This window comes from Rhizobium sp. A37_96 (assembly GCF_053521765.1).
Map to the genome: position 1 here is coordinate 302378 of NZ_JBNWDS010000006.1, position 16159 is coordinate 318536.

Annotated in this window: 13 protein-coding genes; 4 read left to right on the forward strand and 9 right to left on the reverse strand. The window is 61.8% G+C overall.

Annotation, left to right across the window (positions count from 1 at the left end):
- Positions 1–5: 5 nt before the first annotated feature.
- The 3 genes from paaA to ACQZ6J_RS18645 form a co-directional block, all read right to left on the reverse strand.
- A complete protein-coding gene (paaA, locus tag ACQZ6J_RS18635; RefSeq protein WP_449085171.1) occupies positions 6–1010 on the reverse strand; it encodes a 1,2-phenylacetyl-CoA epoxidase subunit PaaA in 1005 nt (334 codons plus the stop codon).
- 298 nt (positions 1011–1308) lie between these two features.
- On the reverse strand, positions 1309–2199 hold the full coding sequence (paaX, locus tag ACQZ6J_RS18640; protein WP_449085172.1) for a phenylacetic acid degradation operon negative regulatory protein PaaX: 891 nt from the start codon (positions 2197–2199) through the stop codon (positions 1309–1311).
- A gap of 96 nt (positions 2200–2295) precedes the next feature.
- Positions 2296–2775, reverse strand: coding sequence for an Lrp/AsnC family transcriptional regulator (locus ACQZ6J_RS18645; protein ID WP_163992282.1), 480 nt, complete (start codon positions 2773–2775; stop codon positions 2296–2298).
- 119 nt (positions 2776–2894) lie between these two features.
- On the opposite strand from ACQZ6J_RS18645, the gene ACQZ6J_RS18650 reads away from it, so the two are divergent.
- The 3 genes from ACQZ6J_RS18650 to ACQZ6J_RS18660 all read left to right on the forward strand — a co-directional run bounded on the left by ACQZ6J_RS18650 (position 2895) and on the right by ACQZ6J_RS18660 (position 7544).
- The gene (locus tag ACQZ6J_RS18650; RefSeq protein ID WP_449085173.1) at positions 2895–4973 is read left to right on the forward strand and encodes a transketolase C-terminal domain-containing protein; all 2079 of its coding nucleotides are present in this window, start codon (positions 2895–2897) and stop codon (positions 4971–4973) included.
- A 2-nt stretch (positions 4974–4975) separates the two neighbouring features.
- Entirely contained in the window at positions 4976–6163 is a 1188-nt protein-coding gene (locus ACQZ6J_RS18655) for a dihydrolipoamide acetyltransferase family protein (RefSeq protein WP_449085174.1), read from the forward strand.
- A gap of 190 nt (positions 6164–6353) precedes the next feature.
- Positions 6354–7544, forward strand: a complete 1191-nt coding sequence (locus ACQZ6J_RS18660) for an aromatic amino acid transaminase (RefSeq protein ID WP_449085175.1) — start codon at positions 6354–6356, stop codon at positions 7542–7544.
- Here the strand turns inward: ACQZ6J_RS18660 and ACQZ6J_RS18665 are convergent.
- The gene (locus ACQZ6J_RS18665; protein ID WP_449085176.1) at positions 7474–8367 is read right to left on the reverse strand and encodes a sulfatase/phosphatase domain-containing protein; all 894 of its coding nucleotides are present in this window, start codon (positions 8365–8367) and stop codon (positions 7474–7476) included. The two genes, ACQZ6J_RS18660 and ACQZ6J_RS18665, sit on opposite strands and share 71 nt — an antisense overlap.
- Before the next feature lie 316 nt (positions 8368–8683).
- Here ACQZ6J_RS18665 and ACQZ6J_RS18670 point away from each other — a divergent pair, with 316 nt between their 5' ends.
- Entirely contained in the window at positions 8684–10009 is a 1326-nt protein-coding gene (locus ACQZ6J_RS18670) for an MFS transporter (protein ID WP_449085177.1), read from the forward strand.
- Between the two features lie 145 nt (positions 10010–10154).
- Here ACQZ6J_RS18670 and ACQZ6J_RS18675 read toward each other — a convergent pair whose 3' ends face one another.
- From ACQZ6J_RS18675 to ACQZ6J_RS18695, 5 genes are all read right to left on the reverse strand, one after another.
- Positions 10155–11519, reverse strand: a complete 1365-nt coding sequence (locus ACQZ6J_RS18675) for an amidase (protein ID WP_449085178.1) — start codon at positions 11517–11519, stop codon at positions 10155–10157.
- Between the two features lie 177 nt (positions 11520–11696).
- On the reverse strand, positions 11697–13430 hold the full coding sequence (locus ACQZ6J_RS18680) for a pilus assembly protein TadG-related protein (RefSeq protein ID WP_163992259.1): 1734 nt from the start codon (positions 13428–13430) through the stop codon (positions 11697–11699).
- A complete protein-coding gene (locus ACQZ6J_RS18685) occupies positions 13430–13852 on the reverse strand; it encodes a TadE/TadG family type IV pilus assembly protein (RefSeq protein WP_163992257.1) in 423 nt (140 codons plus the stop codon). Before ACQZ6J_RS18685 ends, ACQZ6J_RS18680 begins: the two co-directional genes overlap by 1 nt.
- A gap of 406 nt (positions 13853–14258) precedes the next feature.
- Complete coding sequence (gene purU, locus ACQZ6J_RS18690; protein ID WP_163985039.1) at positions 14259–15143, reverse strand: formyltetrahydrofolate deformylase; 885 nt, start codon at positions 15141–15143, stop codon at positions 14259–14261.
- Positions 15144–15189: 46 nt separating this feature from the next.
- Positions 15190–16131 carry an electron transfer flavoprotein subunit alpha/FixB family protein gene (locus tag ACQZ6J_RS18695; protein ID WP_449085179.1) on the reverse strand — a complete coding sequence of 314 codons (942 nt, stop codon included), beginning with the start codon at positions 16129–16131 and terminating at the stop codon, positions 15190–15192.
- Positions 16132–16159 lie beyond the last annotated feature (28 nt).

Here is a 16159-nt window from a genome sequence, read left to right on the forward strand (position 1 = left end):
CCTGCCTACTCGGCGGCGATCGTTGCGGCAGCGCGGCGGTCAGCCGCCTTCGCGGCATGGGCCGTCAGGCCGTCGCGGAACCATGCGCCGTCCTCCCAGGCCTGCTTGCGGGCATTGAGACGCTCCGCGTTGCAGGGCCCGTTGCCTGCGATCACGTTGAAGAACTCTTCCCAGTCCGGCTCGCCGAAATCGTAGCCGCCTTTTTCCTCGTTCCACTTCAGGTCCGGATCGGGAACGGTAAGGCCAAGATACTCGGCCTGAGGCACGGTCTGATCGACGAATTTCTGCCGCAGCTCGTCGTTGGAATTCTGCTTGATCTTCCATGCCATCGACTGGGCCGAATGCACGGAGGCATCGTCCGACGGGCCGAACATCATCAGCGACGGCCACCACCAGCGGTTCAGCGCATCCTGTACCATGGCCTTTTGTGCCGGCGTGCCCTTCGCCATCTTCATCAGAACATCGAAGCCCTGGCGCTGATGGAAGCTCTCTTCCTTGCAGATTCGGATCATGGCCCTGGAATACGGGCCGTAGGAACAGCGCTGCAGCGGAACCTGGTTCATGATCGCCGCGCCGTCGACCAGCCAGCCGATTGCGCCGATATCGGCCCAGGTCAACGTCGGATAGTTGAAGATCGAGGAATATTTGGCCTTGCCGGAATGCAGCTGCTCATACATCTCGTCGCGGCTGATGCCGAGCGTTTCGGCGGCGCAGTAGAGATAAAGGCCGTGGCCGGCTTCGTCCTGCACCTTGGCGAGCAGGATCGCCTTGCGCTCCAGCGTCGGGGCGCGGGTAATCCAGTTGCCCTCGGGAAGCTGGCCGACGATTTCGGAATGAGCGTGCTGGCTGATCTGGCGTATCAGCGTCTTGCGGTAGCCTTCCGGCATCCATTCCTTCGGCTCGATCTTCTGGCCGGCATCGACGCGCTCCTGAAAGGCGCGCTCTTGCGGATCCATCTCGTCGAGGGAGCGGATGCGGGCGCTGTCGGTTTTCACCATCTGTGCATACATTGATCTTTCCTCCGTCTTCGCGCATCCGGCGCGCTCGAGAATGATCGCAGGCCTGCGATCGCCCTGAAACACTCAGCCAAGCCGGTGCTTCACGACATCACCAGTATAGGCCTGTTTCACGTTCTCCTCCACGAAACCTCGATCCGGCGGCAAAGACATTAACCGACCGATCGGTCACCGTATTAGCACGCGACATGTCACAGTTCAATTGATTTTTTGGAAATTTCTGTGACATTCGATGTCGTGGAAAAGCGCGGGGAAGCGATTGTCCCGCTATGTCACTGGACGGATTGATCTTTCAGCGGGACTTGAGGCGGTCCAACCGATGCTGGCTTGCCGGAGTCGTCTCTTGAAGCCTGCCGGCCTCGTTCACGAAACGGCGTCCGACATAGCCGTCGGCCTTCTTCGACAACAGCGAATAAAGATCCGCAAACAGATGCCGGGCTTCCTCACCCGGCCAATTGTCCGGCAAGGCCGATTTTGGAAGATGCGGTTCGCGCAGCATGATCAGACGGTATTGGTGGACAAGCAGCAGGCGCGCGATCAGGCAATCGAAGGGAGATAGGGCGGCACAATCTCCGGCACGTTGCGAAAACGCGCCGAAACGGACCGCAAATTCATGATAGGCCTCGGCGAAACGCGGCAGGTTCCAGGCCTCTTCCGCAAATTCCCTCAAAGCGCCGTTCTCGGTCGCAAGCTCGGCGTTGAAGACGATGACACGTCCCGGCAATGGCGGCACGGAATGGGTTCCCACCGCCAGGCGCGGACTCAGCCTGGCAAAACCATCCCGCTCGAGGCCCTGCATGATTTCGTCCGGCGAGGGACCGTTGATCAGCACGAATTGCCATCTCACGGCAGGCTCCGGCCCATAGAACAGGCTGGCGGCCTCGGCGAATTCGGCCTGGGCGGTATCCGTCAGCCGATAGTAGCTGCGACGCCCTTCCCGCTCTCCCGCGAGCTGGCCGGCCGAGACCAATCGTGAAACCGCGGTCCGCACCAGCGTTTCGGTAATGCCAATGCTTTTGCACGTCTCGATGAGGTTGCCGATCCAGACGACCCCGCCGCGCGGCTCGACGACATCGCCATAGATCGTGACGATGAAACTCGCCGCCTTGATGGGCAGGTCCACAAGCAGCGCGGTGACCGCTTCGTTCAAGTCATGTCCGAGTTTGACGTTATCAGCCGACAATCCAACTCCGCTCCGCATCAGCAAACCTGCTGGTCTATTAGCGTGAGACGCTGGCGATGTTCAAGGCAATGGCTGCTTGGCCGTGGCAACAGATTTTCATCGCGGCGCATTCGTCGGCAATGCGGTCGTGTATTTGACGCACTTCAGCGAGAAGTGCGACGACGAACTCAGCACCGCTTCATGCGTCAGGATACCGCGCATCAGAAGCCCTTCATATTCCCGAACATCGGCAACGACGGCGCGGATGAGATAATCCCACTCCCCCGACATGGAATAGCATTGGAGAACCTCGCGATAGCTCGCGATGAACTGTTCGAAATCGCGACGGGTCGCGGGATCGTGGGTCTTCATCTTGACCTGGCAGAACACGTTCAGGCCCTTCCCGATCTTGTCGGGATCGACGAGGCGGACGGTCCTGCCGAGCACGCCCGCGTTTTCGAGCGCCTTTATCCTTCGCCAGCAGGACGCGGGCGACGCGCCGACCTTTTCGGCGAGCGCCGCCTGGCTGATATCCCCTTCTTCCTGCAATACCCGAAGGATCGCTCTGTCGACGTGATCAAGATCGAAATTTTCCATTCAGAAACTCTCTCTTTCCGAAATAAAGCTTTCAAATACTGCAACGAAACCTGGGAAATTGAAAGGAATAGAGCGGGTGTTTTGAATTAGAATCAGACGGCCATATGCAGGAGGATCACATGGCCCAGCTAGCCGTCAGAAACCACGAGCGGAACTCGCCGGACGATCGCGTCGACTGGCGCAGGGTGGCCTATCTCGTCCACCTTTCCAGGGCTCTCGACGAGATGGAGGAAAAGCGTCTCGTTCCGGAAAAGAAGGTTCTGTATCAATTTTCCGCGCGCGGCCACGACATGGCGCAGATCCTTCTCGGAATGCAGCTGACGGGCCGGCACGATGCCACATGCGGCTATTATCGCTCGCGGCCGCTGCTGCTTTCCCTTGGGATTGATCCAGTGGATGCCCTTGGCTCGGCCATGGGCCGCGCCGGCGGCTATTCCGACGGACGGGACATCGGCGTGGTCTTCAATTATCCGAACACCGCGGGCGCCGCGGCGCTGCCCATGTGCGGCGGCGTGGGCGCCCAATACACGCCAACCGCCGGCTGGGCGCAGGCGATGAAATACTATGCCACCACATTGGGCCGGCAGGACTACGCAAGGGACATCGGTGTCGTGCTCGGTGGCGACGGCTCCGTTGCCTCGAACGGCTTCTGGGCAGCCCTGACCGCCGCGACGACGCAGGCATTGCCGATGCTGTTCTATATCGAAGACAACGGTTTTGGCATTTCGGTGCCATCGACGGTGCAGACGCCCGGCGGAAACATTGCGGCCAACCTCGCAAGCTGGAGAAACCTCGCAATCTTCGACGGCGACGGCTGCAATCCAGCGGACGCCGCGCGCCTTGTGCAGGACGCGGTCTCCTTCGTTCGCGACGAGCGCAAGCCCGCGCTCCTGCGGCTGACGGTACCGCGCCTCGAGGGGCACAGTTTTCAGGATACGCAGGCCTACAAGAGCGAGGAAACGGTGCGGCGCGAATGGGAACGCGATCCGTTGCCGCGGCTGAAGGATTTCCTCGTCCCCGCCGTAATGACGGCCGAGGAATGGAGCGCTTGCGAAAGCGAGGCGCGCGAGAAGGCCGAAAACGCCCGAGCCGCCGCCGAAAGCCGGCCGGCCGCCGACCCCTCGTCCGTGATGCGCCATGTGTTCTTCGGCGGCGACATGCAGACGATGGGCGGCCAGCATCCCGGCGGTTACGCGCCGCCGGCAACAAGGTCTGAACCTGCAGCCGCAGGCCCCCGCGTCAACATGGTCACCGCCATCCGCCGAACGCTCGAACACGAAATGGCGATCAACGAGCGCGTCGTCATCTTCGGCGAGGATGTCGGCCCGAAGGGCGGGGTGCATGCCGTCACCCTCGGCATGCAGGATAAATTCGGCGCTGAGCGGGTTTTCGATACCTCATTGTCCGAAGAGGGCATCATCGGCCGTGCCGTCGGCATGGCATTGGCCGGTCTCGTCCCCGTTCCGGAAATTCAGTTCCGGAAATATGCGGAACCGGCCACCGAACAGCTGAACGACTGCGGCACCATCCGCTGGCGCACCAACAACCGCTTCGCCGCCCCGGTCGTGGTGCGCATGCCCGGCGGCTTCTTCAAATGCGGCGACCCCTGGCACAGCCAGACCAACGAAGTGGCCTTCGTTCACCAGCCCGGCTGGAAGGTCGCCGTTCCCTCGAATGCGGAGGATGCTGTCGGCCTGCTGCGCACCTCGATCCGCGGCAACGATCCGGTCATTTTCTTCGAGCACAGAGCCATGCTCGACCACGCATGGGCACGCCGTCCCTATCCCGGCGATGATTTTGCGCTGCCCTTCGGCAAGGCGAAGCTGACGCGGACCGGCAACGACATCACCATCATTACCTGGGGCGCCATGGTGCACCGATGCGAGGAAGCCGCCGAGGGCCTGTCGGCCGATATCCTCGACCTTCGCACGCTGATGCCCTGGGATCAGGAAGCGGTGCTGACCTCGGTCGCAAAGACGCATCGCTGCCTCATCGTTCACGAAGACCTTGGGACTGGCGGGTTTGGAGCGGAGATTGCCGCGGTGATCGCGGACAAGGCATTCACGGATCTCGATGCGCCGGTCTCCCGCCTGACCATGCCGGATATTCCAAGCCCGCATAACCCCGTCCTTCTCGAGTGGGCCGTGCCGTCTACGGAACGGATCGCCAAGCGCATTGCCGAAATCCTGGAGTTCTGAGCATGACGAATACCATCGAGATCACGGCTCCGATCGAGCAGGAAGGCACGAAAGCGGTCGTCCGGAACTGGCTGAAGCAGATCGGCGATCATGTGAAGGAAGGCGATGCGCTGGTCGAACTGGAAACCGACAAGGTCACCCAGGAGATACCGGCACCTTGCAGCGGCATCCTGAGCGAAATCGTCATGGAGGACGGCGATGATGCCACGCCCGGAGCGATTTTGGGACGAATGATTGCCCGTGCCGAAGGCGTCGTAGCCGAAGCGCCTGCCGCCCCTTTGCAGACACAGCCGGTCTCGTCTGCGACAGCCTCCGCTTATTATTCTCCTGCCGTCCGTAGCGCCGCCGAAGAACACGGCATCGATCCCGCCACCCTTAAAGGCAGCGGCAGAGACGGACGGGTCACTCGCGCCGATATGGATCAGGCGTTCGAGGTCAGGAAGTCGCAGCCAGCTGCGACCGGGCATCCTTTCCCGGCAATCCCGGTCGACGGCAAATCCCGGACGATCCCCCATTCGGCCATGCGGCTTGCGATCGCAAGGCATATGGCCCAATCCCTGGCGACGGCACCTCAAGTCACTGCGGTCTTCGAGGCCGATTTCACGGCGATCATGCGTCATCGCGAAAGCCACAAGGACCGCCTGCGAGCCGAAGGAGTAAACCTCTCCTACACGGCCTACTTCGTGGCGGCATCCGTCGCGGCCATGACGGTCGTACCGGAGGTAAACAGCCAGTGGCATGATGACGGGCTCGAGATATTCGAGGACGTCAACATCGGCGTCGGCATCGCATTGGGCGACAAAGGCCTGATCGCACCGATCATCCGGCAGGCACAAGGCCTGCCGCTTGAGACTATTGCCGCCCGGCTTCAGGATCTGACGGCCAGGGCACGCTCCAGCGCCCTCAAGGGCGACGAGCTGAAGGGTGGAACGTTCACCATCTCCAACCACGGCGTTTCCGGATCGCTGCTGGCATCTCCGATCATCATCAACCAGCCTCAGTCGGCCATTCTCGGCATCGGCAAACTGGAAAAGCGCGTCGTGGTGCGGGAGATCGACGGGGTCGATACGATCCAGATCCGCCCAATGGCCTACGTATCGCTGACGATCGACCATCGCTCGCTGGACGGCCACCAGACGAATGCCTGGCTGACCGAATTCGTGCGGGTCCTTCAGAACTGGCCGCAATGAGCGGGGAGAACCACCATGACGCTCCAGCGACCGACACCAAGGACTTTGCCGATACTTGCCATGCCCATCCTCGGACAATAAAGCGATAAGGGAAGCGGCTGCGGCGGCATTGGAGGAAGTCCAATCCACGCCTCGATAGCGCAAAGCGAGCGCAACGGCTCGTCGCGAACAGACATGATGGGAGGAAGCAATGAACAAGACGGCGCTTTTCGATAGCCTGACGGAGCAGAAGCCGGATCAACTGCTTGAATTGATTGCCAAGTTCGCGGCCGATCCGAGATCGGGAAAGGTCGACCTTGGGGTCGGCGTCTATCGCGACGAGACAGGCCGTACTCCCGTCATGAAAGCCGTCAAGGCTGCCGAGCACTATCTCTGGGAAACCCAGGAATCCAAGTCCTACATCGGCCCCGAGGGTGACCCCGCGTTCCTGCGGATGCTGGCGCTCGAAGTCTTCGGCGAGCGCCATGCTGGCAAGCCGGTTGCCGGAATTCAGACGCCGGGCGGCACCGGCGCCCTGCGCCTTGCTGCAGAACTGCTTGCCCTCGACAAGCGGCGGAAAATCTGGATCGGCACGCCGACATGGGTCAACCATCAGGCGATTTTTGCCTCGGTTGGCCTGCAGATCGGAACCTATCGGTTCTTCGACATCGGCACACAGACCGCTCTCGTCGACGAAATGCTGACGACCCTGCGGAACGCCGCACCGGGAGACGCGGTGCTGTTGCAGGCAAGCTGCCATAACCCCACCGGCGCAGGGCTATCGCGGCAGAACTGGCAGGATATTGCCGCGATCATCGCCGACAAGGGATTGCTGCCGCTTTTCGACAGTGCCTATCAAGGGCTCGGGCACGGTCTTGTCGAGGACGCAGCCGGCATGATGAGCGTCATCGAGGCTGTGGGCGAGGCCATGGTTGCCGTCTCCTGCTCCAAGTCCTTTTCGCTGTATCGGGAACGAACCGGTGCTGCCTATCTGTTCGGAGACCTGCAGGCATCGCTGAACAAGGGCGTCGGCAATCTGGCAAGCTATGCCCGCACCAGCTACTCCATGCCGCCGGCGCACGGCGCTGCCATCGTCGCCGCGATCCTTCAGGATCCCTCCCGCCGCCAGACCTGGGAGGACGAGCTGAACGAAATGCGTATCCGCATAACGGACATCCGCCGGGCAGCGGCCGAGGCATTCGGCCAGTTCCGGCCGGAGCTCGCCAGCATCGGCTCCCAGGAAGGCATGTTCTCGCTCCTGCCGATCTCTCCGGAAAATGCGCGCCGGCTGCGAGCCGAACACGGCATCTACATGCCCGACTCGGGGAGGATCAATGTGGCGGGCATGCGGGTCGAGGACGTCGCATCCGTCGCCGAACGGATTGGCCCGTACCTGGCTTGATGGAATACAAGAGCAGTCGGGCGATTGACCACAATCGTCCGATTGGGAACAGCTGTCGCTTCGCCAGCCAGCGCTCCCGCGCCGCATGCTGTCCGGCAAGCTCGGCCTCGTCCCAATAGCCGATCAGCACGCCCTGCTCGATCAGCGGATCGAAATGCGGAAACTTCTCGTCGGCCGACGCCACCCAGGCGTCCGATACCGTGATACGGTTGGCGGGCGTCTGCAGCCAGCGCTTGAGCGCGGTCTCCAGCCTATGGATCGCATCCGCCTTGCCAGGGTCCCGGCCGAGATCGACGAGTTCATCGGGATCGGCCGCGAGGTCGAACAGGATCGGCGCCACGCCCGGACCGGTGACAAGCTTGTGGCGGCCATCGGTGATCATGAACAGCCGGCAATCGCCGACGGGCAGATCGAGCGCCAGGCGCGCGCGTTCGCCCGAATAGTCGTATTCGCTGACGGCGAAGCGGCGCCACGAGGAAGATTTTTCACCGCGCAGCAATGACAGGACCGAACGGCCCTCCAGCACGTGCGGCTTTGCACCGCCGCCGAGATAATCGAGGAAGGTCGGGGCCATGTCGATCATCTCGACCAGATGGTCCATCACCGCGCCCCGCGTCGCATCGGCCGCCGGCACGATATAGGGCCAGTGCGGCTTGATGTAGGAAAGGTGGGCGCACCAGCTCTGTCCCCTGCGCTCGGCCTCCTCGATGAAGCGCATGGCGCGGCGGGTCATGTAGGGTGTCTCGGAATGCTCTTGCGGAATGCGTGCCGCCTTGTCGGCATGGGCAAGCAGCCAGCCGTAGCTGTTATCGCTGCTCGACAAGCTTCTCGGCGCGCTCGAACGCCTTAGACGAAGCCTGTGCCGCAAAGGCGGCGCAGTGAGGCGCTCGCACCCTGATCGGCCACATATATGCCGGGGACGTCCGCCCGGGAGGAGCCGCCATGGCATCGGCTCTGTTCTCACCGTTTGCCCCTATTGACCTTTTCATCCATAAATATAATCTGCGTATATGCAAACCGACGGCCGACTTTCCAGCGGTCGTCATGACAATGCCGGATGCGGATCCGGTTTGAGGACGGAGGCGGCCTCGCACGCGATGCTCTCGCGGCAGGTTCATATGCCCTTCGGGAGGAGTAACATGACAGACGACAATCCGGCGCTGCAGAGCGCCGTGCGCAAGGCGACCCTTCGCCTGCTGCCTTTCCTTGGCTTGATGCTGATCTTGAATTTTCTCGACCGATCCAATGTCGGCTTCGCCAAGGTGGCCTATCAGGCCGATACCGGCATCTCGGACGCGGCCTATGCCTTCGGTGCCGGCATCCTCTACCTCGGCTATGCCACCTTCGAAGTGCCGAGCAACCTCATCATGCAGCGCGTCGGCGCCCGCCTCTGGCTGAGCCGGATCATGATTACCTGGGGCATCGTCTCGGCCTGCATGGTCTTCGCCCATACGCCGACAAGCTATTACGTCGTCCGCTTCCTGCTCGGCGTCTGCGAAGCCGGCTTCTATCCGGGCGTGCTGCTTTATCTGACCTATTGGTTCCCCGCCAAGCAGCGGGCGCGGGCAACCGGCCTTTTCTATCTTGGCATTCCCTTGTCGCTGGTGATCGGCGCACCACTTTCCGGCTGGCTGCTCACGCATCACGACGTCTTCGGCCTTGCCAACTGGCAATGGATGTTTGCCGTCGAAGGTCTGGCGGCCACGGTCGTCGGCATATTCGCTCTCTTCTTCCTCACAAGCCGTCCCAACGAAGCGAAATGGCTGACCGCCGAGGAGAAAAACGCGCTGAACGCCGTCATCGAGGCGGAAGAGCGCGGCAAGCTTTCCGAAGTGAAGCACTCCGTCTTCAGCGTACTGAAAGACTGGCGCGTTCTCGCCTTCATCGGCATCTATCTGTTCATCCAGATCGGTGTCGGCCCGATCACCTTCTACCTGCCGGCACGATTGGCACAGGCGCTGGGCGGCGGCGTCAACACCTGGGTCGGCGTGCTGCTCGGCCTGCCCTGGCTCTGCGCCCTTTTCGCAACGCGCTTCTTCACCGTCTATGCCGACAAGCACGACAACCACCGCATCGTCTGCATCGCTATGCTGACCGCGGGCACTATCGCCCTTGGAACGATCGGCCTGACGATGAACCCCTGGGTCATGGTGATCGCCGCCTGCATCGCCGTGCCGGGGCTTGCCTCTTCCCAGCCGGTTTTCTGGAGCCTTCCGACCCGCTACCTGGGTGGCGTCGGCGCTGCGAGCGGTATCGCCTTCATCGTCTCGCTCGGCAATCTCGGCAGCTTCGCCTCGCCGCAGATCAAGGCCTATGTCGATGCCGCGACGGGCAACGGCGATATCGGCTTCTACATCCTTGCCGGCTGCTGCTTCCTGTCCGTGGTGCTGTTGATCGCACTGGGCTCCCATCGTCACTGGATCGTCGATGCCGAACCGACTGCCGGCGGCAGCCGCTCGCATTGAACGTAAAAATCGCCTTCGATCCGGGCCCGCCTCTCGTATGAGCGACGCGGGCCCGGATCGAAGCCGGCGATGTAAACCGCTCCATCTGTTTGTTTTAGCGCGATTTCCCAAGGAAAAGCCGCAATGCGGCCTTCCTGGAATTGAGCTAGCCGGCAACGATTTCTTCGAGCGCCAGAGCCACCCCCAGCAGACGCTCGTCGTGGTTTTTCGGCGCCGATAACAGGAAGCCGACCGGCATGCCGGCGTCCCCCGTGCCGCAAGGCAGGGACACGCCGCACCAATCGAGGAAATTACCGATCAGAGTGTTGCGCAATGTCCTGCCATTGACCTTCACGAACAGCTCGTCGTCGGCTTCCAGCGGCGCGAGCGCCGGCGCGACATGGGCGACTGTGGGATAGGCAACGAATTCGTTCGCCCCAAGCATTCCGGCGGTCTCCCGGATCAACTGCTCGCGGACCTTGAGCGTTTCCAGGTAGCCGACCAAAGTGATCTTCTCGCCCAGGCGCGTACGCGCCACGACACGACGGTCCATGGCGTTCGCCTCCGGTCCCGCCAGACGATGGTGATGAAGCGCAAAAGCCTCGGCGGTTGCGAGAGGCCCGTACTCGGCCATTACCTGAAAAAGCCTGTCGAAGGCCGGAAAAGCGGCCCTTCGTATCTTGACGCCCGCATCGCTCAATCGTGCAAGCGCCGCCTCGAAAGCGGCAATGACACCATCCTCGGCATCGTCCATGACGACGTTCGTCGGCACAACGATGGAAAGCGCGGCGGGTTCGGCACGCTCGGCCTCGGGTGCGAAACGTCCGCGCATCGCGGCATCGACCCAGATGGCGTCCTGAACGCTGCGGCACAGCGGGCCAAGCGAGTCGAGGCTGCTCGCCAGCGGAAAGACACCTGCCATGCTGTAGCGGCCGCGGCTCGCCTTGTAGCCGACAAGCCCATTGAAGGCGGACGGTATGCGCACGGAGCCACCCGTATCGGTGCCGATCGACACCGGCACGAGCCCTGCCGCGACGGCGACGGCGGAGCCGGAAGACGAACCGCCCGGAATTCGCGCGACATCCGAAGCCAGGGGATTGAGCGGCGTACCGTAGTGCGGATTGAGGCCGAGACCGGAAAAGGCGAACTCGCTCATGTTGACCCGGCCGACGGCAATCATTCCCGCCGCTTTCAGCGCCTTGACGACATCGGCATCGTCCAGCGCGGGTTCGGCATCCGCAAGCACGATCGAGCCGGCGGTCGTCGGCAGGCCGGCGATCGCAAACAGATCCTTCCAGGCGACCGGAATGCCGTCCAGCAGCCCACGCGAGCGCCCTTCGCGCAGCCGTCTCGAGGAGGCCGCCGCCTCGTCTTTCGCCCGGACCTCCAGCAGCCGCGTGAAAATCGCCTGATCAGGATGGGTGCTGATGGCATCCAGGCTTTCCTCGACCAGCGCGACCGGATCGAGGCTGCCGGACTGGATCAGGACCGACAGTTGCGCGATCGATTTGCCGAGATGTGTCTGTGTCATTCGCCTTGCTCCCCTCCGCCGCCGGCAAGCCGTATCGTATCCAGCGGCCGACAGGGCAATTGTGCTCATCCATTGTCGTATTGCAAACGGCAATGCAATGGCGTGCACTCAATGGCAGCTGCCAGGAAGGAGATATCGGAAGCGCCTGGCGCAGCCATGCGCTTCCGGAGAGCGTTGTTATTGCACCAGGACGGGCTGCGTGCATCTCGCATCGGTCACCGATATGTCGGCCTGCCCGACGCCGATGCCAAGAAGGCCAAGCAGATTGTATAGAAGCTGGTCGAGAGGAGCGGTCACGATCGAAAGCGTATCGGCCACGGCCGAGAGAACGCCCTGCGGCGTTCCAATGGTCAGAATGAGCAACTGAATGCTGATATTGGCATTCTTCAGGAGCGATTGGATCGTTGAGGTCAAGATGTCCTTGGTGGACACCGTCTTGATCGTGCCTGCGGAAATCTCCGAGGGCTGAAAGGTCAGTCGCGTGGGGCTCAGATTGGCGATATCGACCTGCGCGCCGGCAATGACCTTCAGAAGCAGGGAGTCGACGATCGCCGCCGGCGTCACCCGCGGCTCCGAGCCGAAGTTCACGAAGGCCGACGTATCCACATCGCCCAGCGCTATCTCCGCGACACCAGGCACGGCGTCGATACCGACAACGGCATTCGGCGCAGAGCCGCCAACGCAGGTGATCGAGGCGAGCTTGGCTTCGGCGGGGGCAATCTCGATGTAGAGCGGCACCCTGAGCTTCAACCCCGCGATCAGGGACAGGCCGGTGACCGCAACTTCGACGGCCAGGCGTATTTGCGGCGTACGGACGATGGTGCCTGGCGCGCCCACGGCAAGGGCCGGCGTCTGCTTTGCCATCTCTCCGACCGCCAGTGTCACCTTTGCCGTCGCGACGCCCGGCAACGTGGCACCGAGATCGAGAGCGATCTGCTTTTGCTGATTGGCAGCCATTGCCGTCGCGGAGATCAGGTCCATCACGCTGATATTGGTGGTCAGGTTGGGAGCGGTGCCGACGACATCGGGTCCCAGCGGGCCGAGATTGAGAATATCCTCCAGCTTGACGGTCAGCTTCGTGGTGCCGAGCGTCTTGCCCAGATTGTTGATAAGGGTGACGACCCCTGTCGAGAGATTGGTCGATTTGCCAAGTGCGCCGAGGATCTTGTCGTAGGTGACATCGGTCGCCAGAAGCTGATCGTAGCTGACGCCCGTGAGATTGAGATCCGTCGCCAGCAGATTGAGAAAGCTCAGCAGGTTGACCTTCGCGCCGATGAGCGACTGATAGTCGACAACCTTGAGCGAGATCTGTGTTCCCAGCAAAGAGCCCAGGAGCTGGTTCAGAATACCGCCATTGAGGCTTGCCAGCCGCGATCCGATTGAAAAGGCAGCCAGGCGATCGCTGGATGCCGTACCGGTCGCACTCAGGGTCGGCGGCGTGGCAAAGGCGGAAGCAAAGGGCATCACGGCCTTTTGGGTCAGCGTGACCTTGACGGAATCATAAGGGGAGGTTCCCGTGGAAAAGCGGTTTGCGGGCGCGATCGACGTGTCCGCCGTGTAGGTGCCGAACACAAGATTGGCCAGCGTCTCGTATTGACCCGAGTTTGCGGCGGTCGCGGTGACCTGTCCGCTGCTCGTCAGGTAGCCGCTGCCGGAGGCAACCGCCGCAGTGGTGCCGTTGCTCTGGAGGTTGGCGAGAAGCGCGGCCGGCGCATTGGCGATATCCGAAGCGGCGGTGATCGCACCGATGTCGCTGAGCTGCTGCAGACGCCGCTGCTGCAGCGTCATCATGCCGTAGTCAATGCCAAGGCCCAGGCAGTAGAGGATCAAGGGCGAAACAAGCGCGGTGGTGACGGCGACGTTTCCTCGCCGGTCCCGCAAGGAAGCGACCCGTTCGAGAAGTCCCTTCATCAAAGGCCTCCCAGCCGGATGGTCGAATAGCGGCGGATGGTTTGATCCGGCATGGCGAAGGTATAGAGGTTCCAGATCGGAAGATCGGACGCATCATAGGCGGCGCTTACGGTAAACTGATTGACGTTAGCCGGGTCGGTGGCGACCGTGACCGTAAGCCTGCTCTTGTTGATGAAGGCATCGTTGATGGTCGAGCGGGTGACGAAATCCTGAACCATCTGGCTTCGTTCATCGGCCGACAACCCGGCAATCGCCGTGCGCGCGGCATCGGCCGTCAGCTGCTGCAGGGAATGGGCTGCGGTCAGATAGATCGCGAAAGCAACCAGTGTTAGAAGCAGAAGGAAAAAAAGCGGCGCGATTAAAGCGAATTCGACCGCTGCGGCGCCTTCCTTTGCCCTGTTGAAATGAGAAACACGATTCATGGTCCTGTCTCCTTCGATCAACCGTCATCCGTGTGATGACGGTCCAGAAGACCCTAGACTTCGCGCGTTAATTTTATATTTCTAAATAAGATATTTTCTAATATTATTACATCTTAAAGATATTAAATACCTGATGAATTTAACGCAACCGCATTAACTTTTGCGAGGTCCCTCTGAGAGAGCGCGAGCATCGGCTGCAGCGCAGCCGCCGCAACCTCCGGTGATCTCTTGTGCTTCTGCCCGGCCGATGCTCAACGACAAATTCGGCACTGCATGAACAGCATCCATGTCGCCCCTTCTCTCAGCTTGCGAAAGGTAGTTCTGCCCTGAAATGACGCAGGACAATGCAGCCGTGGCGCTCAACGGTCCGTGAGACGCTGGTGCCCTTTTCGATCCCCCGCCCGTCTCAGCCCATGCGTTCGGATGCGTATGATCCGGGGCTAGCCGGGAAGACGACGGTGCGGTTGCCGTTGAGGAAGGTGCGGAAGTGGATATGGGCATGGATGGCGCGCGCCAGCACCTGGCTCTCGACATCGCGGCCGATCGAGACATAGTCGTCGGCAGACTGCGCATGCGTGATGCGCGCCGTGTCCTGCTCGATGATCGGACCCTCGTCCAGATCGGCGGTGACGTAGTGCGCCGTCGCCCCGATCAGCTTCACCCCGCGCTCATAGGCCTGCTTGTAGGGGTTCGCCCCCTTGAAGGACGGCAGGAAGGAATGGTGGATGTTGATGATGCGGCCCGACATCTTCCGGCACAGCGCATCCGACAGCACCTGCATGTAGCGCGCCAGCACGACAAGCTCGGTGCCGGTCTGGTCGACGATGTCGAGCAGCTGCGCTTCGGCCTGCGGCTTGTTGTCCTTCGTCACCTTGATGTGGTGGAAGGGGATGTCGTGGTTGACGACCACCTTCTGGTATTCGAAATGGTTGGAGACGACGCCGACGATGTCGATCGGCAGCGCCCCGATCTTCCAACGGTAGAGCAGGTCGTTGAGGCAGTGGCCGAAGCGCGAGACCATCAGCAGCACCTTCATGCGCTTCTTGGCATCGTGGATCTCCGCATCCATGGCGAACTTCTCGGCGATCGGCTTGAAGCCCTCCACCAGCGCCGCCTCGCCAACCCCTTCCTCGGAGATGAAGGAGACGCGCATGAAGAACTTGCCGGTGTCGAGGTCATCGAACTGGCTGGAATCGACGATGTTGCAGCCCTGATCCGCCAGATAGTTCGATATCGCCGCAACGATCCCGCGCGTCGACTGGCACGTCACTGTCAATACATAGCTCGTCATGGCAACCCGTCACCCTCGGCAATCGAAATGAAAGATCATCAGGCGCTCAGAGCGCCTTTTGCAGTTCGGGCAGTGCTTCGAAGAGGTCTGCGACGAGGCCGTAGTCGGCGATCTGGAAGATCGGGGCTTCCTCGTCCTTGTTGATGGCGACGATGACCTTCGAGTCCTTCATGCCGGCCAGATGCTGGATGGCGCCCGAGATGCCGCAGGCGATATAGAGCTGCGGCGCCACCACCTTGCCCGTCTGCCCCACCTGCCAGTCGTTCGGCGCATAGCCGGCATCGACGGCGGCACGCGATGCGCCGACGGCAGCCCCGAGCTTGTCGGCGACCGGAAGGATGACCTCGCGGAACTTCTCCGCTGACCCCAGCGCCCGCCCGCCCGAGATGATGATCTTCGCCGACGTCAGCTCCGGACGGTCGGACGACGACAGCGCATCGCCGACGAAGGAGGAAAGACCGGGGTTGGCGGCAGCCGCCACGCTCTCGATTGCGGCATTGCCGCTGGCATCCGCTGCGGCAAACGAGGCCGTGCGCACCGTGATCACCTTCTTGGCGTCCGTCGACTGCACCGTCTGAATGGCATTGCCGGCATAGATCGGCCGCTTGAAGGTATCGGCCGAGACCACCTCGATGATCTCCGAGACCTGGGCGACGTCGATGAGGGCGGCAACGCGCGGCAGCACGTTCTTGCCGACCGAGGTCGCAGCGCCGATGATCACGTCATAGGAACCGGCGAGCGACACGATCAGCGCCGCCAGCGGTTCGGCCAGATTGTTGGCAAGGCTTGCATCCTCGGCCACCAGCACCTTCGAGACGCCGGCAAGCTTGGCCGCCTGTTCGCCGGCAGCTTTCGCGCCGGCACCGGCGACGAGCACATGCACATCGCTTGCCGTTTCCTTGGCGATTTTCGTCGCCGCCGTCAGCGCCTTGGCGGTCTGGTCGGAGAGATGGTCATTGTCGTGATCAGCCAGAAGAAGAATGGCCATGATGAAGTCTCCTTTTCCTGGACCTTAG

Bases quoted from the DNA above. Each gene is read 5' to 3' on its own strand.
- paaA (WP_449085171.1), bottom strand. From the start codon at position 1,010: ATGTATGCACAGATGGTGAAAACCGACAGCGCCCGCATCCGCTCCCTC.
- ACQZ6J_RS18645 (WP_163992282.1), bottom strand. From the start codon at position 2,775: ATGGAAAATTTCGATCTTGATCACGTCGACAGAGCGATCCTTCGGGTA.
- ACQZ6J_RS18650 (WP_449085173.1), top strand. From the start codon at position 2,895: ATGGCCCAGCTAGCCGTCAGAAACCACGAGCGGAACTCGCCGGACGAT.
- ACQZ6J_RS18655 (WP_449085174.1), top strand. From the start codon at position 4,976: ATGACGAATACCATCGAGATCACGGCTCCGATCGAGCAGGAAGGCACG.
- ACQZ6J_RS18660 (WP_449085175.1), top strand. From the start codon at position 6,354: ATGAACAAGACGGCGCTTTTCGATAGCCTGACGGAGCAGAAGCCGGAT.
- ACQZ6J_RS18670 (WP_449085177.1), top strand. From the start codon at position 8,684: ATGACAGACGACAATCCGGCGCTGCAGAGCGCCGTGCGCAAGGCGACC.
- ACQZ6J_RS18675 (WP_449085178.1), bottom strand. From the start codon at position 11,519: ATGACACAGACACATCTCGGCAAATCGATCGCGCAACTGTCGGTCCTG.
- ACQZ6J_RS18680 (WP_163992259.1), bottom strand. From the start codon at position 13,430: ATGAAGGGACTTCTCGAACGGGTCGCTTCCTTGCGGGACCGGCGAGGA.
- ACQZ6J_RS18685 (WP_163992257.1), bottom strand. From the start codon at position 13,852: ATGAATCGTGTTTCTCATTTCAACAGGGCAAAGGAAGGCGCCGCAGCG.
- purU (WP_163985039.1), bottom strand. From the start codon at position 15,143: ATGACGAGCTATGTATTGACAGTGACGTGCCAGTCGACGCGCGGGATC.
- ACQZ6J_RS18695 (WP_449085179.1), bottom strand. From the start codon at position 16,131: ATGGCCATTCTTCTTCTGGCTGATCACGACAATGACCATCTCTCCGAC.